This window comes from Hydrogenophaga sp. (genome assembly GCF_051860785.1).
GTDB lineage: Bacteria > Pseudomonadota > Gammaproteobacteria > Burkholderiales > Burkholderiaceae_C > Hydrogenophaga.
This window is the reverse complement of sequence record NZ_JBIMLB010000001.1, coordinates 597308-618077: the sequence shown is the minus strand read 5'-3', so window position 1 is coordinate 618077 and position 20770 is coordinate 597308. Positions and strand designations below refer to the sequence as shown.

16 protein-coding genes are annotated in these 20770 nt (G+C 66.3%); 7 read left to right on the top strand and 9 right to left on the bottom strand.

Annotated features, from left to right (window positions below):
* Positions 1-2: 2 nt before the first annotated feature.
* The 5 genes from ACTIF6_RS02850 to ACTIF6_RS02830 all read right to left on the bottom strand — a co-directional run bounded on the left by ACTIF6_RS02850 (position 3) and on the right by ACTIF6_RS02830 (position 6475).
* Positions 3-1157 (bottom strand): imelysin family protein, encoded by a 1155-nt coding sequence (locus tag ACTIF6_RS02850; RefSeq protein WP_439586485.1) that lies wholly within the window; start codon positions 1155-1157, stop codon positions 3-5.
* A 116-nt stretch (positions 1158-1273) separates the two neighbouring features.
* On the bottom strand, positions 1274-1954 hold the full coding sequence (locus ACTIF6_RS02845; protein WP_439586484.1) for a Fe2+-dependent dioxygenase: 681 nt from the start codon (positions 1952-1954) through the stop codon (positions 1274-1276).
* Positions 1955-1966: 12 nt separating this feature from the next.
* Entirely contained in the window at positions 1967-4144 is a 2178-nt protein-coding gene (locus ACTIF6_RS02840) for a TonB-dependent receptor (RefSeq protein WP_439586483.1), read from the bottom strand.
* 134 nt (positions 4145-4278) lie between these two features.
* Positions 4279-5676 (bottom strand): aminopeptidase P N-terminal domain-containing protein, encoded by a 1398-nt coding sequence (locus tag ACTIF6_RS02835; protein WP_439586482.1) that lies wholly within the window; start codon positions 5674-5676, stop codon positions 4279-4281.
* A gap of 46 nt (positions 5677-5722) precedes the next feature.
* Positions 5723-6475, bottom strand: a complete 753-nt coding sequence (locus ACTIF6_RS02830) for a nucleotidyltransferase family protein (RefSeq protein ID WP_439586481.1) — start codon at positions 6473-6475, stop codon at positions 5723-5725.
* 143 nt (positions 6476-6618) lie between these two features.
* Here ACTIF6_RS02830 and tkt point away from each other — a divergent pair, with 143 nt between their 5' ends.
* From tkt to ACTIF6_RS02805, 5 genes are all read left to right on the top strand, one after another.
* On the top strand, positions 6619-8691 hold the full coding sequence (tkt, locus tag ACTIF6_RS02825; protein ID WP_439586480.1) for a transketolase: 2073 nt from the start codon (positions 6619-6621) through the stop codon (positions 8689-8691).
* Between the two features lie 38 nt (positions 8692-8729).
* Positions 8730-9728: a type I glyceraldehyde-3-phosphate dehydrogenase gene (gap, locus tag ACTIF6_RS02820; RefSeq protein WP_439586479.1), complete on the top strand. Its 999-nt coding sequence runs from the start codon at positions 8730-8732 to the stop codon at positions 9726-9728.
* A gap of 113 nt (positions 9729-9841) precedes the next feature.
* Entirely contained in the window at positions 9842-10438 is a 597-nt protein-coding gene (locus tag ACTIF6_RS02815; RefSeq protein ID WP_439586478.1) for a TetR/AcrR family transcriptional regulator, read from the top strand.
* Positions 10435-11334, top strand: a complete 900-nt coding sequence (locus tag ACTIF6_RS02810) for an alpha/beta hydrolase family protein (protein ID WP_439586477.1) — start codon at positions 10435-10437, stop codon at positions 11332-11334. The genes ACTIF6_RS02815 and ACTIF6_RS02810 overlap by 4 nt, the downstream gene beginning before the upstream one ends.
* A gap of 143 nt (positions 11335-11477) precedes the next feature.
* On the top strand, positions 11478-13406 hold the full coding sequence (locus ACTIF6_RS02805) for a S8 family serine peptidase (protein ID WP_439586476.1): 1929 nt from the start codon (positions 11478-11480) through the stop codon (positions 13404-13406).
* A 94-nt stretch (positions 13407-13500) separates the two neighbouring features.
* On the opposite strand, the gene ACTIF6_RS02800 is transcribed toward ACTIF6_RS02805, so the two are convergent.
* The 3 genes from ACTIF6_RS02800 to ACTIF6_RS02790 form a co-directional block, all read right to left on the bottom strand.
* Entirely contained in the window at positions 13501-14259 is a 759-nt protein-coding gene (locus tag ACTIF6_RS02800; protein WP_439586475.1) for an SPOR domain-containing protein, read from the bottom strand.
* Complete coding sequence (locus ACTIF6_RS02795; RefSeq protein WP_439586474.1) at positions 14253-15053, bottom strand: biotin--[acetyl-CoA-carboxylase] ligase; 801 nt, start codon at positions 15051-15053, stop codon at positions 14253-14255. Before ACTIF6_RS02795 ends, ACTIF6_RS02800 begins: the two co-directional genes overlap by 7 nt.
* 93 nt (positions 15054-15146) lie before the next feature.
* A complete protein-coding gene (locus tag ACTIF6_RS02790; protein WP_439586533.1) occupies positions 15147-15644 on the bottom strand; it encodes an SET domain-containing protein in 498 nt (165 codons plus the stop codon).
* Positions 15645-15774: 130 nt separating this feature from the next.
* On the opposite strand from ACTIF6_RS02790, the gene ACTIF6_RS02785 reads away from it, so the two are divergent.
* On the top strand, positions 15775-18708 hold the full coding sequence (locus tag ACTIF6_RS02785; RefSeq protein ID WP_439586473.1) for a DNA topoisomerase III: 2934 nt from the start codon (positions 15775-15777) through the stop codon (positions 18706-18708).
* 23 nt (positions 18709-18731) lie between these two features.
* The gene (locus ACTIF6_RS02780; RefSeq protein WP_439586472.1) at positions 18732-19385 is read left to right on the top strand and encodes a glutathione S-transferase family protein; all 654 of its coding nucleotides are present in this window, start codon (positions 18732-18734) and stop codon (positions 19383-19385) included.
* Positions 19386-19388: 3 nt separating this feature from the next.
* On the opposite strand, the gene ACTIF6_RS02775 is transcribed toward ACTIF6_RS02780, so the two are convergent.
* Positions 19389-20768 (bottom strand): sensor histidine kinase N-terminal domain-containing protein, encoded by a 1380-nt coding sequence (locus tag ACTIF6_RS02775; protein WP_439586532.1) that lies wholly within the window; start codon positions 20766-20768, stop codon positions 19389-19391.
* Positions 20769-20770: the final 2 nt, after the last annotated feature.

Here is a 20770-nt window from a genome sequence, read left to right as displayed (position 1 = left end):
GCTCAAGGCTCCACGAGGGTCAGCTTGGCGATGCCCACCGCGTTGGCCGATTCCACCAGCAGCTTGGACTGCTCGACCAGGCTGGCGATGGTCTTCTCGATCGCCGGGCGGCCTGCTGCGCCCTTGGCAATGGCGCGATCGAACGGTGCCGGGATCGACTCCGCCGCTGCCACCGAAGCGGCCAGTTGCGCGGTGGTCTTCTCGGCCAGGTCGGCCTTCTTCGCGGCGACCAGGTCGCGCACGCCCGGGCCTTGCAGCACGCTGCCGTCGCGCTTCTTGTACTGGCCCAGCCACACGTTCTGGATGCCCTGTGCGTTGGTGACGATGTCGCGGTGCGTGTTGTCGGAGAAGCAGGAATGTTCGTCTTCCTGGTCCTGCGAATTCAGGGCCACCTCCATGCGTTCGCCGGCCAGTTCACCGCGCGAGAGCGAGCCCAGGCCGACGATGATCTTGCGCACCGATTCCCTGCCGCCCTTCTCGAAGCGCGCGCGGTAGTTCTTCTGGCCCGGGGCCCAGGCCTTGGTGACGGAGGCCAGGTCATCGACCAGCAATTCCGTGGCCACCGTCAGGAACTGGCGACGGCGGTCGGCGTTGGGCGTCTTGCCATCCACGTAGTCTTCGAACGAACGGTTGCCCGGACCGGTCTCGCTCAGGTCCTGGCCCCACAGCAGGAACTCGACGGCGTGCCAGCCGGAGCTGATGTTCTCTTCACCGCCGCGCTCGTTGAATTTGGCCAGGTTGGTTTTGGTGATCTTGAACTTGGGGTTGTTGACCAGGCCGGCCTTGGGCTTGCCCTGCACGTAGTCAACGTATGCCTCGTCCAGCGGCCAGGCGTTGATCTGGCCCTCCGGGCCCTTGTCGTCGTCGATCGGACCGCCGTAGAAGCGGAAGGCCTCGGTCTGGCCATAGAACTCTCGCGCGGCCAGCCAGGCCTTGCGGGCGGCGGCCAGGCCATCGGCCGAGGGCGCGGCGGTGAAGACCTTGATGGCGGTCTGCATCTCCTGCGCGGCGGCCAGCGTGTCGCTGTAGTTGGCGTGCACCAGGGTGGCGTAGTGGGCGGCCACGCTCCCGGGGGTGGCAGCGGCGGTTTGTGCCTGTGCGGTGGCGTTCAGGGCCAGGCCAAGGATGGCGGCGGCCAGGGCGGTCTTGAGGTGCATGGGTTCTCCTGCAGGGCGGCACGAACGGATGTCCGGATACCCCGGGAGAATATCTTAAATGCGAATGATTATCAGAAAATTAACGTTTCCCTGAGCCGTGGTGGAAGGTGCCAGGCTCAGCAATCCGACCAGCGACGCAGCAGATCGTTGTACAGGCCGGTGAGTCGCACGAGGTCGGGATCGGCCTCGCCGTGGCGCTGGCGCAGCCGCATGAGCGCCAGGTCCATTTCATACAGGTGGCGCCGGCACTCGGTGTCCTTGACCACGCTTTGCATGAAGAGGTAGCAGGCCAGGCGCTCGCCACGCGTGACCGGCCTGACCTCGTGTCGCGAGCCGGAGGGATAGATCACCATGCTGCCGGCCGGGAGTTTGACCAGGTGGCTGCCGTAGGTGTCCTCGATGTGCAGTTCGCCGCCGTCGTAGCTGGCCGGGTCGGAAAGGAACAGCGTGGCCGATACGTCGGTGCGCAGGGCGCTGCCATCCGGCAGATAGCGCAACGTGTTGTCGTTGTGCCAGCCATAGTGGTTGGTCTCGCCCGTGTAGCGATTGAAGTTGGGCGGCAGGACCTTGTTGGGCAGCGCGGCCGACAGCAGCAGGGGCGAGCGGTTGAGCGCACGCATCACCAGGCGCCGTAGTTCGGGCAGCCCGGGGCAGTCTTCCGGCAACTGCAGGTTCCGCTTGGCGAGCAGGGCCTGCGGCCCTGCACTCTGATGTGGTGCCCAGGTCGAGCGCGCGAGCTGCTCGCCTGCGGCGGCGAGCTCGGCGGGGGTCAGCAGGTTGTCGAAAGTGACCAGCAAATGAAAGGCACCTCAGAAATCGTGACGCAGCGTGGCAATGAGCTGGCGGCCTGCGCCTGGAATGCCCTGGCCCCCGCCCTCGGCCATCTGCCCGATGTACCGCTTGTCAAACGCGTTGTACAGATTCAGGCGCAATTGTGTCTTGGGGCTGAATTTGTAGGTCACGTAAATGTCAGCCACCGTGTAGCCGGGAATGGTGACCTTCAGGTTGCCCGTAGGGGCTGGCTGCACACCACTGGTCTGTTCTGCCACGTACTGCAGACCACCACCCAGGGTCCATTGGGGTGAAACGTCGTAGGTACTGAAGATGTTGAAAGAATGCTTGGGGGTGCCGCCCAGTTCCTGGCCGATGGCGTAGGTGTTGTCGGGCGAGGACGTCACCTTGGACTGCAGGTAGGTGTAGCCGGAGTACAGGCGCCAGCGCTTGGAGACGTTGCCCGCCGCCAGCACCTCGAAGCCGTTGATGTGGTACTTCACGTTCGGAATCGTCACTGCGCCGGCCACGGCCGCGGGGAAGCGGCCTTGGGACGTTTCGGTGCGGAACACCGCTGCGTTGAGGTCAAGGTCCGACCCGAGTTCCCATTTGGCACCCAGCTCGATGGCACGGACCTTCTCGGGAGGCGTGCTGAATCCTGCTCCCACGATGGGCTCGGTCGCCCCACCGCCAGCGAGCTGAACCTGGTTGCGGTCGAAGGAGCCCGAAATGTTGAATGCGCTGCCATAGGCGGCGTACAGCGAGGTGTCGGGCTTGAGTTTGTACACCAGGCCTGCGCTGTAGCTGAATTCGCTGTCACTGCGCTCATGCGTGGTGTTGGCCGCCGCGTTGCCGCCCGTGAATCCGCGTCGCGTGGCCTTGGCGTCAACCTTGTCCCAGCGGCCGCCCAGATTGAGCTCCCACTGCGGGGCGAGCTTCATGGTGTCCAGCACATACACGCCCATTTCCTTCGTCTCGAAGCGGTACACCGAGCCGTCGTACACCGGCGTGCTCGCACCCAGGGGCCGTTGTGCCGGGTTGTAGAGCGAGGTGGTGGACCCGTTGGTGTCGCGTCGGCGGCGGTTTTCGTAGCTGTACTGGGCCAGCTCGATGCCGGTGACCATGTCGTGCTGCACCGATCCCGTGTTGAAACTGAACAGCAGGTCGGTCTGGTTGTTGAAGCCGGTGTCGTCCTGGTCACGAGGTTTGGTGTCGCCGCGGGCGGTGGTGGCATTGACGATGCGCGGCGACGAAGTGATCGAGTTGTTGCCGACCGAACTCAGTCGCGTCTGATTGCGCACCACGATGCCCGACGCCGTGCTGTGTCGCACGCTCAAACCGAGCTGATTGACGTCGATCTTCTTGTAGTCGTCGGTATGGCCGTAGAAGTTGTTGAAGTTCAGTCCCGGTGGCACCACACCGCCATTGCCCAGCACGTTGGTGCGGTCCAGCGGCAAGCCGGCGTCGGGCAGGTCGTCCTGTCGCGTGTGCAGGAAATCGACCGTGAACTGGGTCCTGCCCTTGAAGCCCCAGGTGTAGGCAGCGTACAAGCCGTACCGGCTTTCTTCGGCCACGTCGCGCCCGGGCATGTCTGCGTCGTGCGTCATCAGGTTCAGTCGCACCGCGCTGTTGTCGTCGATGGCGCGGTTCAGGTCGGCGGTGGCCCGGAAGTAGCTGTCGGTGCCCAAGCTGACTTCGGCACGGTTGAACGACTGCAGGCTTGGTTTCTTGGTCACGAAATTGATCGTGCCGCCGGCCGAACCGCGCCCGGAGAAGGCGGAGTTCGGACCCTTGACCACTTCGAGCTGTTCCACATAGAACGGATCGCGGAAATAGTTGCCGAGATCACGCGTTCCGTTGACGTTGAGGTCATCTCGCGCGTTGAAGCCTCGGATCTTGAGCTGATCGCCGCCGGGCGGGTTGCCCTCGCCGGCCTGCAGGCTGATGCCGGGAATGTTGCGCAAGGCTTCGGTGAGCGACGTCACGTTCTGTTCTTCGAGCAGATCGCTCGGCAGCACGGTGATGATGCGAGGCGTGTCCTGCAGGTCGCGCGTGTATTTCAGGCTGTCCACTTGCTGACCGCGGAAGTCGATCACCTCGACCTCTTGCAGTGTGGGGCTGGTCTGTGGAGTCTGGGCCTGCGAGGCGCTAGCGCCCAGCGCTGCGATGGCGAGGCCGACGGCGTGACGGCGGAAATGGAGCGCGCTGGGTTGCATGGCGTTCTTTCTTAAGAATCGTTAAGATTTAAAAGAACGGAATCATAACGATTCTCAACACCAATGCAACAAGGTGTTGCACATGGGCCCGACGGGCCAGAGGCGCAACCGGCGACGGGGGCCGTCGCGCAGACTTAACCGCGCATCAGCGCTTCGATCTCGTCCGCCTTCACAGGCACGCCGCGCGAGATCAACTCGCAGCCCGTCGCGGTGACGATCGCGTCGTCCTCGATGCGGATGCCGATGTTCCAGAACGCCTCGGGCACACCCTCGCCCGGCCGCACGTACAGGCCGGGTTCGATGGTCAGCACCATGCCGGGTCGCAGCACGCGGCTGGGCCGATCCTTGATGGTCTCGCCACTCAAGGGGTCCTTGCGCTCGCTCACCGTGCCGAGCTCGGCGGGCTCCACATAGCTGCCGCAGTCGTGCACGTCCATGCCCAGCCAGTGGCCGGTGCGGTGCATGTAGAACGGGAAGTAGGCGCGGTTGGCGATCACATCCTGGGCACTGCCGACCTTGTTCGCGTCCAGCAGGCCCACGTCGAGCATGCCCTGGGCGAGCACGGCCACGGTGGCCTCGTGCGGATCGATGAAGCGCGCACCGGCCCTGGTGGCGGCCACGGCGGCATCCTGGCTGGCGAGCACCAGGTCGTAGAGCGTGCGCTGGGGGCCGGTGAACTTGCCGTTGGCCGGGAAGGTGCGCGTGATGTCGCTGGCGTAGCCGTCGAGCTCGCAGCCGGCGTCGATCAGCACCAGTTCCCCGCTGCGGATGGGCGCGGTGTCGGCGCGGTAGTGCAGCACGCAGGCGTTGGCGCCAGCGGCCACGATGCTGCCGTAGGCCGGGTACTGCGAGCCGTGCTCGCGGAAGCTGTGCAGCAGCTCGGCGTCCAGGTGGTATTCGCGCACGTCCTGCCCGGCGCGCAGCATGGCCGCGCTGCGCTGCATGGCGCGAATGTGCGCCTGTGCGCTGATCTGCGCGGCGCGGCGCATGGTGGCCTGCTCATGCGCATCCTTCACCAGCCGCATTTCGTCGAGCACGCCGCACAAGTCGCGTTGCGACTCTGGGCACAGCGCGCCGTAGCGCACCCGCGCACGCACAGGCTGCAACCAGCCGTTGATGCGGCTCTCCAGCCCTTCGTGCGTGGCGAACGGGTACCACACGGTGTGGCGGTTCTCCAGCATCTTGGGCAGGCGCTGGTCGAGTTCGACCACCGAATGCGCTTCACTCAGGCCCAGGTGCTCGGGCGCTGCGGCAGGGCCGAGCCGAATGCCGTCCCAGATCTCTCGCTCCAGGTCCTTGGGCTGGCAGAACAGCGTGGTGGCACCCTCGGCGGTGATCACCAGCCAGGCGTTGGGCTCGGTGAAACCGGTGAGGTAATAGAAGTAACTGTCGTGCCGGTAAAGAAAGTCGCTGTCGCGGTTGCGCGGCCGCTCGAGGGCGGTGGGCACGATGGCGATGCCGCCGGCGCCCAATTGGGCGGCCACGCGGGCGCGGCGTTCGGCGTAGAGCTGGGTGTGGGTGGTGGCGTCCATGCGCCCCATTGTCGGGGTTTTGGCGCGTTCTGGCGTCGCCGGGGGATCAGCCCGCTGCGTTCAGTTCCTGCAGGCGGGCGGGCGTGCCCACGTCGACCCAGGGCCCGTTGTAGATCTCGGCGCTGACCCTTCCTGCGTCCATCGCCTGACGGAGCAGCGGTGCCAGCGGCGCCGCCGTGCCCTGCGGATTGCCCGGCAGGATCTCGCACCACGGCGGCTCGAACAGCTCGCGCCGGTACAGGCCGATCGTGCTGTAGGTCCACCGGGTCTCGGCGTCGTTCAGCGCCAGGCCTTCGCTGCTCAGGCCGAAATCCCCGCGCGGGTTGTGCGCCGGGTTGGGCACCAGCCACAGGTGCGCGAGCATGGTGCTGCTCCTGAAGCGCGCCACGCTGTCTGGCATGAAGGCAAAACCGGGCACGTAGACGTCGCTGGCCAGCACCCAGAACACGTCGCCCAGAAGCGGCAAGGCACGCGCGATGCCACCTGCAGTCTCCAGCGCATAGCCGAAGTCCTGCCCCTCGCGCGAGATGGTCACCTCGGTTCCGGGGTGCCGGGCTTGCCAGTCCAGGCAGAAGGCATCGATCTGCTCGCCCAGCCAGGCGGTGTTGACCACCATGCGCGCAAAGCCGCCTGCGTGCAGGGCTTCCATCGGCCATTGCATCAATGGCTTTCCCTGTACCACCAGCAAGGGCTTGGGCTGTGCGTCGGTGAGGGGGCGCATGCGCATGCCGCGTCCGGCTGCAAGGATCATGGCCGCGATCGGGGCGGTAGCGGACGGTTCGGCGGCGAGTCGAGGCATGGGGGTATGGGGTGCGCGTGTGGAATTATGAGCGCGTCCGTGTCTGGAGGCAGGCGCACGGGCATTGGCTGGGCGGCCCGATAAAATCACAGGTTTTGCGCTGCCGCGCCTTTCGTCTCTTCTTCACTTCCCCCCCACACCCCATGTCCGACGCTGCCAGCACCCCCACCCGCACCGCTTCCGCCGTGACCCCCCAGATCCAGGCCAACGCCATCCGTGCCCTGGCCATGGACGCGGTGCAGCAGGCGAACTCCGGCCATCCCGGCGCGCCCATGGGCATGGCCGACATGGCGGTGGCCTTGTGGGGCCGCCACCTGCGCCACAACCCGACCAACCCGCAATGGGCCAACCGCGACCGCTTCGTGCTCTCCAACGGCCACGGCTCCATGCTGATCTATGCGCTGTTGCACCTCACCGGCTACAAGCTGCCCATCGACGAACTGAAGAACTTCCGCCAGTTGCACAGCAAGACCGCCGGCCACCCCGAGGCGGGCATCACGCCCGGCGTGGAGACCACCACCGGTCCGCTGGGCCAGGGCGTCACCAACGCCGTGGGCATGGCGCTGGCTGAGAAGCTGCTGGCGGCCGAATTCAACCGCCCAGGCCACACGGTGGTCGACCACCACACCTACGTGTTCCTTGGCGACGGCTGCCTGATGGAGGGCATCAGCCACGAGGCCTGCGCGCTGGCCGGCGCCTGGAAGCTCAACAAACTGGTCGCCCTGTACGACGACAACGGCATCTCCATCGACGGCCAGGTCACGCCCTGGTTCATCGACAACACCGCCTTGCGCTTCGCCGCCTACGGCTGGAACGTGATCGGCCCGATCGACGGTCATGAAACCGATGCGGTGGACCGTGCGATCGCGGATGCGAAGAACAAGGCCGATGCCCCCACGCTGATCATCTGCAAGACGGCGATCGGCAAGGGCAGCCCCAACCGTGCCAACACCGCCAAGGCGCACGGCGAGCCGCTGGGCTCCGACGAAATCCAGCTGACCCGCGAAGCGCTGGGCTGGATGCACAAGCCCTTCGAAGTGCCGCAGGCGGTGTACGCCGCGTGGGACGCCAAGGAGTCGGGCAAGGCCTCGGAAACCGCCTGGAATGCCACGTTCGCGGCGTACAAGGCCGCCTTCCCCGAGCTCGCGAAGGAATTCACCCGCCGCATGAAGGGCGAACTGCCGAAGAACTTCGCCCAGGTGGCGGTGGACGCCGCCGTGGCCGCCCACACCAAGGCCGAAACCGTGGCCAGCCGCAAGGCCAGCCAGCTGGCGCTGGAAACGTTCACCGCCGCACTGCCCGAGTTGCTTGGCGGCTCCGCCGACCTCACCGGCTCCAACCTCACCAACACCAAGGCCACGCCGGCCTTGCGTTTCAACCTGGCCGGCGAGGTCGTGAAGAACGAACAGGGCCAGGGCGGTCGCCACATCAATTACGGCGTGCGCGAATTCGGCATGGCCGCGATCATGAACGGCGTGGCGCTGCATGGCGGATTCATCCCCTACGGTGGCACCTTCCTCACCTTCAGCGACTACAGCCGCAACGCCATCCGCATGGCCGCGCTGATGAAGCAGCGCGTGATCCACGTGTTCACGCACGACTCCATCGGCCTGGGTGAAGACGGCCCGACGCACCAGTCGGTCGAACACGCCGCCAGCCTGCGCCTGATCCCCAACCTGGACGTCTGGCGCCCGGCCGACACCGCCGAAACGGCGGTGGCCTGGGCGGTGGCGCTCGAGAACAGCACCCGTCCCACGGCGCTGCTGCTGAGCCGCCAGAACCTGCCCTATGCGCCCAAGAGCGACCTGGGCGACATCAGCAAAGGCGCCTACGTGCTGGCCGAGCCCGCCGAGGTCGGCCTGAAGAAAAAGGCGCAGGCCGTGATCGTTGCCACGGGTTCCGAAGTGCAGCTCGCGCTCAAGGCGCAGGAACTGCTCGCGCGTGAACACAAAATCGCCGTGCGCGTGGTTTCCGTGCCCAGCACCACCACCTTCGACCGCCAGGACGCGGCCTACAAGGCCTCGGTGCTGCCCGCCGGCCTGCCGCGCGTCGCGGTGGAAATGGGTTCCACCGACGGCTGGTGGAAGTACGGGGTGGCCGCTGTCGTGGGCCTGGACACTTATGGTGAATCGGCTCCCGCGCCGGTGCTGTTCAAGCATTTCGGCTTCACCCCCGAGAACGTGGCGGACACGGTGCGCGCCGTGCTCGCGAAGTGAGTTTTTGACCTTTTGAAACCCTCCTGGAGAGACAAGACATGACGATCAAGATCGGCATCAACGGCTTCGGCCGAATCGGCCGCAACGTGCTGCGCAGCGCCCTGCAGAACTTCAGCGACATCGAAGTCGTGGCGATCAACGACCTGCTCGAACCCGAGTACCTGGCCTACATGCTGCAGTACGACAGCGTGCACGGCCGCTTCAAAGGCAGCGTCTCGGTCGAAGGCAATACCCTCATCGTCAACGGCAAGAAGGTCCGCCTGACGCAAGAACGCGACCCCGCCAACCTCAAGTGGGCCGAAGTCGGTGCCGAAGTCGTCATCGAATCCACCGGCCTGTTCCTGGACAAGGCCACCGCGCAGAAGCACTTGGATGCCGGCGCGAAGAAGGTCATCCTCTCCGCCCCCTCCAAGGACGACACCCCCATGTTCGTCTTCGGCGTGAACGACAAGACCTACAAGGGCGAGGCCATCATCTCCAACGCCAGCTGCACCACCAATTGCCTGGCGCCCATTGCCAAGGTGCTCAACGACAAGTGGGGCATCAAGCGCGGCCTGATGACCACCGTGCACGCGGCCACGGCCACGCAGAAGACGGTGGACGGCCCCTCCAATAAGGACTGGCGCGGTGGCCGCGGCATCCTGGAGAACATCATCCCCAGCAGCACGGGCGCGGCCAAGGCGGTGGGCGTGGTGATTCCCGAGCTCAACAAGAAGCTCACCGGCATGAGCTTCCGGGTGCCCACGAGCGACGTCTCGGTGGTCGACCTGACGGTAGAGCTGAACAAGGACGCGACCTACGAAGAGATCTGCGCGGAGATGAAAGCGCAGAGCGAAGGAGCCTTGAAGGGCGTGCTGGGCTACACGACCGATAAGGTCGTGGCGACCGATTTCCGTGGCGACACGCGCACCTCGATCTTCGATGCGGACGCGGGCATCGCGCTGGACAAGACCTTCATCAAGGTGGTGAGCTGGTACGACAACGAGTGGGGCTACTCCAACAAGTGCCTTGAAATGGTTCGCGTGGTCGCCAAGTAAGCGCCTGCTTCATTTCTTAACCAGAAGCGCCTTTGGGCGCTTTTTTTGTGTGACGCACCTGCGCGACAGTTGTGGATTGACACTAGACCGACCGGTCTATAGATTGTGGTCCCATGACCGAAACCCCGATCCCCGGTACCCGTGAACGCCTGATGGCCGCCATGACCGACGCGTTGCGCCGTCGCGGCCTGCATGGCATCGGCCTGACCGAGCTGCTTGCCCAGGCAGGCGCGCCCAAGGGCGTGCTCTACCACCACTTTCCTGGCGGCAAGACCGAGTTGGCGGTGGCTGCGATCCATGACGTGGTCGACCGCATGCTGCGCGGCCTCGACGTCCTGCTCTCCACCACGCCCGACCCGATCGAAGCCACCCGCCGCTGGATGGCGAGCGCCACCGCGCGACTGGAGGGCAGCGGCTTCGAGTCGGGTTGTCCGCTGGCCACGGTGGCGCTGGAGTCCACCCCCGACGATCCCGTGCTGCGCGCTGCGCTGGACGTGGCCTTTGCGCGCATGCGCAATCGCATCGCGCAGGCCCTGGAGGAGGCCGGGGAGCCTACCGACCACGCGCGCGGACTTGCGGCGTTGATCGTCGCCACGTACGAAGGTGGCCTTCTGCAGGCCCGCGTGGCGCAAAGCACCGAACCCATCACCCACGCCACACAGGCCTTGCTGGGCCTGCTGACGAGCCGATCCCCTGGAGCATCTCGATGACATCGAATTCCGACTTTCCCGTGCAGACCGAGCGTCTCACCCTGACTGCCGCCGATGGCTATCCACTCGCTGCGTTGCGCTACCGCGGTCCACAGCCTGCGAAGGCGCATCTGGTGGTCGGTGGTGCCACGGGTGTGCCGCAGGGCTTTTACAAGCGCTTCGCGGAACATGCTGCGCGGCGTGGCTTCGACGTGCTCACGCTGGACTACCGGGGCATCGGCGGGTCGGCACCCCCTTCGCTCAAGGGCTTCCGCATGGACTACCTCGACTGGGGCCGCCTCGATCTGGCCGCGGGCGTGCAGGCCATGCATCAGGAGGGCATGCCCCTGTACCTGGTGGGCCACTCCTACGGCGGCCACGCCCTGGGCCTGCTGCCCCGGCACGAATGGGTGGACGGCGCCTGGACCTTCGCCACCGGCGCCGGCTGGCACGGCTGGATGCCGCCACTGGAGCGTCTGCGTGTGCTCTTCATGTGGCGCGTGCTCGGGCCGGTGTGGACGCGCATGGCCGGCTACCTGCCCTGGAGCCGGCTCGGCATGGGTGAAGACCTGCCGCTGGACGTGTATCGCCAGTGGCGCCACTGGTGCGGCTTTCCCCGGTATTTCTTTGACGATCCGCGCATGGCCGATACCACCGGTCGGTTTGACGAGGTGCGATTCCCCATCGTCGCGGCGAATGCGCTGGACGACGCCTGGGCGCCGCCCGCTTCCCGCGACGCGTTCATGGCTGGCTACCGCAACGCGGCCGTCCGCTCCATCACCATCGATTCCCGACGAGCCGGGCTCGGCCCGATCGGCCACATGGGTTACTTCAGGCCCCGGGCATTGCCGCTTTGGAACGAGGCACTCGACTGGTTCGAAACCCAGCGACAGCGTGCGTTGCCACACGCCGGCTGATTCGCCGGCCGTTGCACCGGCGATGAAAGTGCGCAAAAGGGAGGTAACAGGCGCATGCGCCCCACAGGCACCGTGTCAGAATAACCCGCGATACCCCCCACCCTTCTGCATGCCCGTCGATCGGCTCATGCTACAAAACGTAAATGAGCCGATTTCTCTCAACATGCCTGTTGGGCTTCGTTGCGCTGCTGTGCGTGAGCACCTTGCCGGCCGTCGCCCGCCCCGCTCAGGAAGCCACGGTGGCCTCCGGCCTGATCATCGGCTTCAAGGAGGTTGACGAGGAGCGCGCCTGGCGCCGCGCCGATCGCGGCCCCTGGGCGTCCGAGCGTGAACGGGCCCGCAAGTCCTGGGACCGCTCGGCGCGCCGGGATCGCGAACGGGTGACACGCCTGGCGAAGGAGTCCGGCGTGGCCCTGGCGGGTGTCGGCGAGGCGGGCAACGCCCACCTCCTGCGTTTCGACCGACCGCTCAAGGGCCAGGCGCTGGACCGTGCCATGCGCCGCCTGCGACTGCACCCCGAAGTGGCCTGGGTCGAGCCCGATGTGCTGGTGCCGCGTCAGCAGCTCGCCCCCGGGGCGCCCAACGACACGCTCTACGGCCTTCAGTGGCATCTGCAGCCGCTGGACAACCTCACCAATTTCGCCAGCCTGAACATGCCCGCGGCCTGGACCATCCGCAATGGCAGCCCGGTCGTGGTGGCGGTGGTCGACAGCGGGGTGCGTTTCGATCACCCCGACCTGGCCGGTCGTCTGCTTCCGGGATACGACCTGGTGAGCGAAATCGCTGTTGCAAACGACGGCGACGGTCGGGACGCCGACGCCAGCGATCCAGGCGACTGGGTGTCGCCCAGCGAAGCCGGGCAGGGCTTGTTCCAGTTCTGTGACCCCTCGCCAAGTCTCTGGCACGGCACCTTCATTGCCGGGCAGATCGCTGCCGCCTCCAACAATGCGGCGGGCGTGGTCGGCCTGAACTGGGGAGCCAGCGTGCTGCCTGTGCGGGTGTCGGGCAAGTGTGGCGCGCTGGTTTCGGACCTGCTCGATGGCCTTCGCTGGGCCGCCGGCCTGCCGGTGGCAGGCGTGCCGGCCAACAACACGCCAGCAAGAGTGATCAATTTGAGTTTCGGCGGTGACGCGCCCTGCTCGCAGGCCTACCAGGACACCATCAACGAGGTCACGGACGCGGGTGCGCTGGTGGTGGTGGCTGCTGGCAACGGCCTGCCGATCGGTCATCCGACACTGACGCGTCCGGCGGACTGTTCGCGGGTCATGGCCGTGGCCGCCGTGCGCAGGGATGGGGCCAAGGCTTCGTATTCCAACTTCGGCCCGAAGGTGGCGCTGGCTGCACCGGGGGGCTCCACCGAGTCGAATCCAAACAACCTCCTGGTGTCCACCGACAACGGCGGCTCCACGATCCCAGCCGGCAATTCCTACGGCTACAAACAGGGCACCAGCTTCTCCGCGCCCCAGGCCACCGGCGTGGCCAGCCTCATGCTCGGGATCAACCCGGCGCTCACGCCCGCGCAACTCATCGACCGCATGAAAACCGGTGCTCGCGGGCACGCGCTCGATATGGGCCGCAACACGTGCAGTGCCACGCATCCCGGCGTCTGCAACTGCACCGTCGGCACCTGTGGCGCCGGCTTGCTGGATGCCGAACGCTCACTGCAGCTCGCCGCCGGCCCGGCTGCCGTGATCGTGCAGCTGGGCCGGGTCGAGCCTGGCAGCGTCATCTCGCTCGACGGTCGCCAGAGCGTGGCCATTGGTGGCTCCACCATCGTGAGCCACCAGTGGCAACAGACCCAGGGCACCGCGGTCGTGTTGACGAACGCGTCCACTTCCCTGTCCGGTACCACGCTCATCACGGAAGGCACCTATGTGTTCCGTCTCACCGTCGTCGATGACCTTGGTCGCACGGGAACCGACACGGTGCAGGTGGTTGCTGCCATGCCACCACCGCCTGCGGGCGGCGGCGGATCCAGCAGCCTGTTCTGGGGTCTGAGCCTCTGGGCCTGGGTGGTCGGCGTGCTGGTGGCGCAGCGCAGGGCCACAGGCCATTGGGGCCGCCGCACCTGAGCGTGATTGCAAAGGACCCGCCGCCGGGCCGCCCCAAGGCGGGGCCAGCCCCCTCGGGGGGCAGCGACCCGCGCAGCGGCGGAGCGTGGGGGCCCTAGTTACACGGGCGCAGGGTCTTGCCCGCCATCGCATCGCCCAGGCCGTCAACCGCTGCGCGCTGGTTTGCCGTGATGGCCGGCAAACGCAGGGTGAAACTCACCGCATCCGCGCGCTCCTGTGCCACCTTGGCGGTGCGCACACCACCACGCTCGGCCTGTTGCAGGGCTTGTTGCGCCGCCGCTTCGCTGGAATAGGTGCCCAGCGCGAGCCCCGGCGCAAGACCATTGCTCGAGACCTCGCGGAAGCTCACGCCCATGCCGCGCAGCTCGACTTTCTTGCGCTCGAGTTGTGCCTCGTTGTCGTATCGGCCCATGTAGATGATCCAGCGCCCCGCGCTGCGCACCTCGTTGAGTTGCCAACGGCTGGACGGCAGGCCCAGCAGCGCGAGCTCGGCGCGCAGCAGCTCCGTCTGGGATTCGGCGAAGCCCGCCGCCTGCCAGCAGGTGCGGGGACCACTGCCCTCGGGCAGCGGAGGTGAAGGCGGTACGGGTGGGGCTGCGGGTGCCGCAGCCGCGGCCACGGCAGGCGCGGTTTCCGCGGGAGCTGCGGTGGTGGGAGAGGATCCCACAGCAGGTTCGGCCGGGGCGCGCGGCCCGTTGAGCAGGCGCAACTGCTCGGGCCTGACCTGTTCCTTCAAGCGCGCGGGCTCGCGCTGATCCTGTGGCGCCATGCCCAGCCCGTCCAGGTAACCCTGCGTCCACGCGAAGTAGCCCGCGTTGGCCAGCACCAGAATCCAGATCGTCCACTTCAGCATGGCCGCACGCTCACTTCCGCACTGGTCACGTGGCGCATGCCCTGCTCGGTCAGCACCTGCAGTGCCCCGTCTTCTCCTACGCCACAGGCCGTGCCGCGTGTGCCATCGGAGAGCTGCACGCTACGGCCCTGGAGGGCATCGCGCTGCGCAAAGCGCTGGGCAAAGGCCGCAAAGCCCTGGCTCTCGAAAGCCAGCAGGTCCTGAGCCAGGGCCGGCGCCACCTGGGCCAGCACCTCGCCAGCCGTCACGCCCACCAGAATCTCGGCCAGGCCGGCTGGTGCCATCGCAGGCAGTGCCGTGGGCGCATCACCCAGGCTGGCCACCGCCTCGGTATCGGGTCGGGCCACGTTCAGCCCAATGCCGATCACCACCATGCGCTTGCCTTGTGGCGCGTCGCCGGTGCTGGCGGTCTCCACCAGGATGCCGCCGAGCTTGCGCTCGTGCAGCCAGAGGTCGTTCGGCCATTTCAGACGCACGTCCGGGTGCAGGCTGTTGGCGAGGCTGGCACCCACCGCCAGCGACAGGCCCGACCAGCTGGCTGGTGCCATCGGCAGCGCCAGCGAAAAGGTGAGCGACTGGCCACGGCGGCTGTGCCAGGACTTGCCCACCCGCCCGCGCCCGGCGGTCTGCTCTTCCGCCGCCAGCAGCACCGGCTCCATGAGGCCGGCGCGCGCGCGGCGCATGAGTTCGCTGTTGGTCGAATCGATGCTGGGCAGCACCTCCACAGTGAAGCCTGGGAGCGTGGGGACCACACGCTGCCATACCGCTTCGGCCTGTGAGAGCAGGTCAGACATGACGCAGGTTGATCCGCCGCTGGGCCGCCCCAAGGCGGATCAGCCCCCTTGGGGGGCAGCGACCCGCGAAGCGGCGGAGCGTGGGGGCCATGCTCAGCCTAACTTGGATGCGCGCCCCGCGCGCTTGGGCGCGAGCAGCGTGCCGCGGCACTTTTTCGCGCCGCACCAGCAGGGGTACTCGGCCTTGAGCTTGGGCGTGTAGGGCTCGTCGATGACCAGGCCGTAGTCGTAGAAAAGTTCCTCGCCGGCCGGGATGTTGCGCAGCGCCTTGATGAACACGCGCCCGTCTTCGACATCGGCCTCGCAGTTGGGATTGCAACTGTGGTTGATCCAGCGCGCCGAATTGCCGCCCACCTTGGCATCGATCACACGTTCTTCGTCGACGTGGAAATAGAAGGTGTGGTTCGGGTCGCTGGGATCGTGCGGGTGGCGGCGCAGCGCCTCTTCCCACGTGATGATCTCGCCCACGTACTCAATGAGCGACTCCCCTTCGGCCAGGTCGACCACCGCGTACACGCCCTTGCCATGAACACCGGAGCGGCGCGTCTGGATGCGGCGGCTACCGGTTCCGGTCTTTGGAGAAGGTTTCAGGCGCGGCAGCGTCTGGCGGGGGCTTTTTTTCACGGCCGAAATATTTGGTAAGGTTGTTTCATGCAGGTGCGCGCGGGTGTGCGCGTGCCCATGTGCGCGTGTACACGCGCGTGGAAAGCCGATTGTAGAGATGAAAACCCTGGTGATTGCCGAGAAGCCATCCGTGGCCCAAGACATCGTGCGAGCGCTGACCCCGGTGGCGGGCAAGTTCGACAAGCACGATGACCACTTCGAGAACGACAAGTACGTGGTGACGTCCGCTGTGGGTCACCTGGTGGAGATCGCTGCGCCCGAGGAGTTCGATGTGAAGCGGGGGAAGTGGAGCTTCGCCCACCTGCCGGTGTTGCCGCCCTACTTCGAGCTCAAGCCGATCGACAAGACCAAGTCGCGCCTGTCGGCGGTGGTCAAGCTGGTCAAGCGAAAGGATGTGTCGCGCCTCATCAATGCCTGCGACGCGGGCCGCGAGGGCGAGCTCATCTTCCGGTTGATCGAACAGTACGCGGGCGGCCTCAGGAACGGCAGCTACCAGAACCTGGGCAAGCCGGTGCAGCGGCTGTGGCTGCAGTCCATGACGCCGGCCGCCATCCGCGATGGTTTCGAGCACCTGCGCACCAACGAACAGATGCTGGGCCTGGCCGACGCCGCCCGCAGCCGTTCCGAGGCCGACTGGATGGTCGGCATCAACGGCACGCGCGCCATGACGGCGTTCAATTCGCGCGACGGCGGTTTCTTCCTCACCACCGTGGGCCGGGTGCAGACGCCTACGCTGTCCATTGTGGTCGAGCGCGAGGAAAAGATCCGCGCACACAAGAGCCGCGATTACTGGGAAATCCATGCCAGTTTCCTGGCCGAAGCTGGCGAGTACCCAGGCAAATGGTTCAACCCCGACTTCAAGAAGCCGACCGGCGACGATGCCGATGCCGAGCTGCGCGCCGACCGCGTCTGGAACCAGCGCGAAGCCCTGGCCATTGCCGAGGCTGTGCGTGGCAAGGCGGCAAGCGTCAAGGAAGAGAGCAAGCCCACCACGCAGGCCAGCGGTCTGCTGTACGACCTGACCAGCCTGCAGCGCGAGGCCAACGGCCGCTTCGGCTTCTCGGCCAAGACCACCCTGCAGCTCGCGCAAAGCCTGTACGAGCGGCACAAGGCCCTGACCTATCCACGAACCGACTCGCGCGCGCTGCCCGAGGATTACCTGCCCACGGTCAAGCAGACCTTCGAGATGCTGGCCGACAGCGGCATGAAGCACCTCGCGCCGCACGCGAAGACCGCGCTCGACAACAACTACATCCGCCCGAGCAAGCGCATCTTCGACAACAGCAAGGTCAGCGACCACTTCGCCATCATCCCCACGCTGCAGGCGCCCAGCGGCTTGAGCGAGGCCGAGCAGAAGCTGTACGACCTGGTGGTGCGGCGCTTCCTGGCGGTGTTCTTCCCGAGTGCCGAGTTCACGGTCACCACGCGCATCACGTCTTCGGTGGGCCACCACTTCAAGACCGAGGGCAAGGTGCTGGTGAAGCCGGGCTGGATGGCCGTGTACGGCAAGGAAGCGGCCGAAGACGTGACCGATGCCAAGGAAGGCGACAAGGGCCAGAACCTGGTGCCGGTGCGTGAAGGCGAAACCGTGCGCGCCGAATCGGTGGAACCCAAGGGCCTCAAGACCAAGCCACCCGCACGCTATTCGGAAGCCACGCTGCTGGGCGCCATGGAAGGTGCGGGCAAGCTGGTGGACGACGACGAACTGCGCGAAGCCATGCAGGAAAAAGGCCTGGGCACGCCTGCCACGCGCGCGGCCATCATCGAAGGCCTGCTGACCGAGAAGTACATGTTCCGCGAAGGCCGCGAGATCATTCCCACGGCCAAGGCCTTCCAGCTCATGACGCTGTTGCGTGGCCTGGGCGTGGAGGAGCTCTCCAAGGCCGAGCTCACGGGCGAATGGGAATACAAGCTGGCGCAGATGGAGCACGGCAAGCTCAGCCGCTCGGCATTCATGGGCGAGATCGCCGCCATGACCGAGCGCATGGTGAAGAAGGCCAAGGAATACGACCGCGACACCATTCCAGGCAACTACGCCACGCTCGCCACGCCCTGCCCTAACTGCGGTGGTGTGGTGAAGGAAAACTACCGCCGCTATGGCTGCACCGGCGTGGACGGCAACAGCGACGGCTGCGGCTTCTCTTTTGGCAAATCGCCGGCCGGGCGCACTTTCGAACCCGAGGAAGCAGAACAACTGCTGCGGGACAAGAAGATCGGACCGCTCGAGGGCTTCCGCTCCAAGGCTGGCTGGCCGTTCGTGGCCGAGATCGTCATCAAGTTCAACGAAGAGGAAAAGAACTGGAAGCTCGAGTTCGACTTCGGCGACGACAAGAAGGGCGAGGAAACCGGCGAGCTCGTGGACTTCACCGGCAGCGAATCGCTGGGCCAGTGCCCCAAATGCGGTGGCGCGGTGCACGAGCATGGCAGCAACTACGTGTGTGAGCGCGCCGTGCCCACGCTGGCCCAGCCCACGCCCACCTGCGACTTCAAGAGCGGCAAGATCATCCTGCAGCAGCCGGTGGCGCGCGAGCAGATGAGCAAGCTGCTCGAAACCGGCAAGACCGACCTGCTCGACAAGTTCGTCTCCATGCGCACGCGCCGCGCGTTCAAGGCCTTCCTGGCCTGGGACAAGGAAGCCGGCAAGGTGAACTTCGAATTCGAGCCCCGTGCGTCGAAGTTCCCGCCGCGCAAGACCGCTGCCGGGGCGCCGGCCAAGGCCGCGCCCGCCAAGAAAGCCGCGCCCGCGAAGAAGGCGCCGGCAAAAAAGGCGGCGGCCACCAAGGCTCCGCGCAAGACCACGGCCGCCACCGGCAAGCAGCCCAGCGCCGCGCTGGCCGCTGTGATCGGCGACGGCGCGGTCTCTCGGCCCGAGGTGGTGAAGAAGCTGTGGGACTACATCAAGGCCAACGGCCTGCAGGACGCCAAGGACAAGCGCCGTGTGAACGCCGACGCCAGGCTGCGGCCGGTGTTCGGCAAGGACCAGGTGACGATGTTCGAGATCGCAGGCATCGTTGGCCAGCACCTGAGCTGATATTTTCCAGAAGGATTTTCCGCATGAGCCTGAAACTGTTTTTCGCCCCGGGTGCCTGTTCCTTCGTGCCGCATTCGATGCTGGAGCTCGCGGGGGTCGAGTTCGAACCGTCGATGGTCAAGCTGCACAAGAACGAGCAGCGCAGCGCCGAGTACCTGGCGATCAATCCGCGCGGCCAGGTGCCGGTGCTGGTGGACGACGGCGAGGTCGTTACCCAGATCGTGGCGATCCTGCTGCATCTGGACGCGAAGTTTCCGCAGGCCGGCATCCTGCCCGCCTCCGGTGTGAAGCGGACTCGCGCCCTGCAGACCCTGGCCTGGATGAACAACACCGTTCACCCGACCTTCACGCACGTGTTCATGCCCGAGAAATACAGCGACGACGAAGCCATCAAGGCGGGCGTCAAGGCCTTTGCCACGCAGTCTTACCGCGGTTTGCTGGGCGAGATCGAGACGCTCGCAGTGAAGGCATCGCCATGGATCATGGGGGAGCGTCCCGGAGCGCTGGACGCGTATGCGCTCACGCTGCTGCGCTGGGGCGGCTACGCCGGCATCGATCCCGCCAGCCTGCCGGCCACGTGGGCGCTCGTGCAACGCTTTGCGGCCCTGCCCGCCGTGGCTCGGGCGATCGAGCGCGAGCGGCTGCAGCTCAACGTCTACAAGCCGGCAGCGGCCTGAGCCTCACTCCTGCACCGGCGGCCGGAAAGGGGCGAAGCGCAGCGATACACGAAGCCCGCGCGGGCTTCGCTCGGTGTGCGCGTCCTCCATGATGACCATGGCGCCGTGCTGCTGTGCGATTTCCTGCACGATGGCCAGACCCAGGCCCGAGCCATCGACATTGGTGCCCAGTGCGCGGTAGAAGGGCTGGAGCACGAGCTCTCGCTCGTTTTCCGGAATGCCCGGGCCGTTGTCCTCGACCTGCAGGATCTGCACGCCACTGAAGCGATCCAGCAGCACCCGCACCGTGACCACGCCCCCTTGTCCGCTGTAGTTGATCGCGTTGTCCAGCAGGTTGCGCACCATTTCCTGCAGCAAGGTGGGGTTGCCATCGATCAGGCAGTTCTCGGGTGTCTCCTCGGGCCCCTCGAATCCGAGGTCGATGCCATGCTCCAGCGCTCTCGGCACCGAGGCCTGCACCACGCCCCTGACCAGGCGTGAGAGTTCAATGCGTTCGTTCGGCAGGGAGCGGCCGGTGGTTTCGGCCCGCGCCAGCGCGAGCAACTGGTTGACTGTGTGGGTGGCACGCGTGCTCGCGCGAGCGATCTGTCGCAGCGACCCGCGGATTTCCATGGGGTCGACTTCTCGTTGTGCCAGCTCGGCCTGCATGCGCAGGCCGGCCAGCGGTGTCTTGAGCTGGTGCGCGGCATCGGCCAGAAAGCGCTTCTGCGTCGTCAGCGATGCCTTCAGGCGCGTCAGCAGGTCGTTGATCGAAGAGACCAGCGGCGCCACCTCCTGAGGCACGAAGGATTCCTCGATCGGACTCAGGTCGTCGGGCTTGCGCGCCCGGATGCGCTGCTCGAGCACGTTGAGCGGACGAATGCCGCGCACCAGCGCCAGCCACACCAGCAGCACCGCGAGTGGCAGGATGACGAATTGCGGCACCATCACGCCCTTGATGATCTCGGTGGCCAGCGTGGAGCGCTTGCCTTTGGTCTCAGCCAGTTGCACCAGCACGAGCCGCTCGCTGCCGTTGCGGGCGAGCCACGTGTAGGCCACGCGAACTTCGTCGCCCCGCATTCCCTCGTCGCGCAGCATCACGCGGCCGGGCTCGGGCCGCTCCTCGTCGCCCGGTCGTGGCATGTCGACCTCGCCGCTGATGAGCTCGCCGCGCGGACCCAGTACCTGGTAGTACACGAGGTCGCCGGTGTCGGCGCGCAACAGGTCGCGCGCCTGCGAATCGAGTTTGAAAACGATCCGCTCTTCCTCGAGCACGACCAGCCGCGTGAGCACCTGCAGGTTGAATTCGAGTGCCCGATCGAACGGCTTGCTCGCGATCCCCTGTGCCACGAACCAGGTCAGCGCCAGCGAGAGTGGCCACAGCAGCAGCAGTGGCGTGAGCATCC

Coding starts and splice junctions, on each gene's coding strand:
- ACTIF6_RS02840 (WP_439586483.1), bottom strand. CDS start 4,144: ATGCAACCCAGCGCGCTCCATTTCCGCCGTCACGCCGTCGGCCTCGCC.
- ACTIF6_RS02835 (WP_439586482.1), bottom strand. CDS start 5,676: ATGGACGCCACCACCCACACCCAGCTCTACGCCGAACGCCGCGCCCGC.
- ACTIF6_RS02810 (WP_439586477.1), top strand. CDS start 10,435: ATGACATCGAATTCCGACTTTCCCGTGCAGACCGAGCGTCTCACCCTG.
- ACTIF6_RS02800 (WP_439586475.1), bottom strand. CDS start 14,259: ATGCTGAAGTGGACGATCTGGATTCTGGTGCTGGCCAACGCGGGCTAC.
- tkt (WP_439586480.1), top strand. CDS start 6,619: ATGTCCGACGCTGCCAGCACCCCCACCCGCACCGCTTCCGCCGTGACC.
- gap (WP_439586479.1), top strand. CDS start 8,730: ATGACGATCAAGATCGGCATCAACGGCTTCGGCCGAATCGGCCGCAAC.
- ACTIF6_RS02780 (WP_439586472.1), top strand. CDS start 18,732: ATGAGCCTGAAACTGTTTTTCGCCCCGGGTGCCTGTTCCTTCGTGCCG.
- ACTIF6_RS02830 (WP_439586481.1), bottom strand. CDS start 6,475: ATGCCTCGACTCGCCGCCGAACCGTCCGCTACCGCCCCGATCGCGGCC.
- ACTIF6_RS02795 (WP_439586474.1), bottom strand. CDS start 15,053: ATGTCTGACCTGCTCTCACAGGCCGAAGCGGTATGGCAGCGTGTGGTC.
- ACTIF6_RS02785 (WP_439586473.1), top strand. CDS start 15,775: ATGAAAACCCTGGTGATTGCCGAGAAGCCATCCGTGGCCCAAGACATC.
- ACTIF6_RS02805 (WP_439586476.1), top strand. CDS start 11,478: ATGAGCCGATTTCTCTCAACATGCCTGTTGGGCTTCGTTGCGCTGCTG.
- ACTIF6_RS02775 (WP_439586532.1), bottom strand. CDS start 20,768: ATGCTCACGCCACTGCTGCTGCTGTGGCCACTCTCGCTGGCGCTGACC.
- ACTIF6_RS02850 (WP_439586485.1), bottom strand. CDS start 1,157: ATGCACCTCAAGACCGCCCTGGCCGCCGCCATCCTTGGCCTGGCCCTG.
- ACTIF6_RS02815 (WP_439586478.1), top strand. CDS start 9,842: ATGACCGAAACCCCGATCCCCGGTACCCGTGAACGCCTGATGGCCGCC.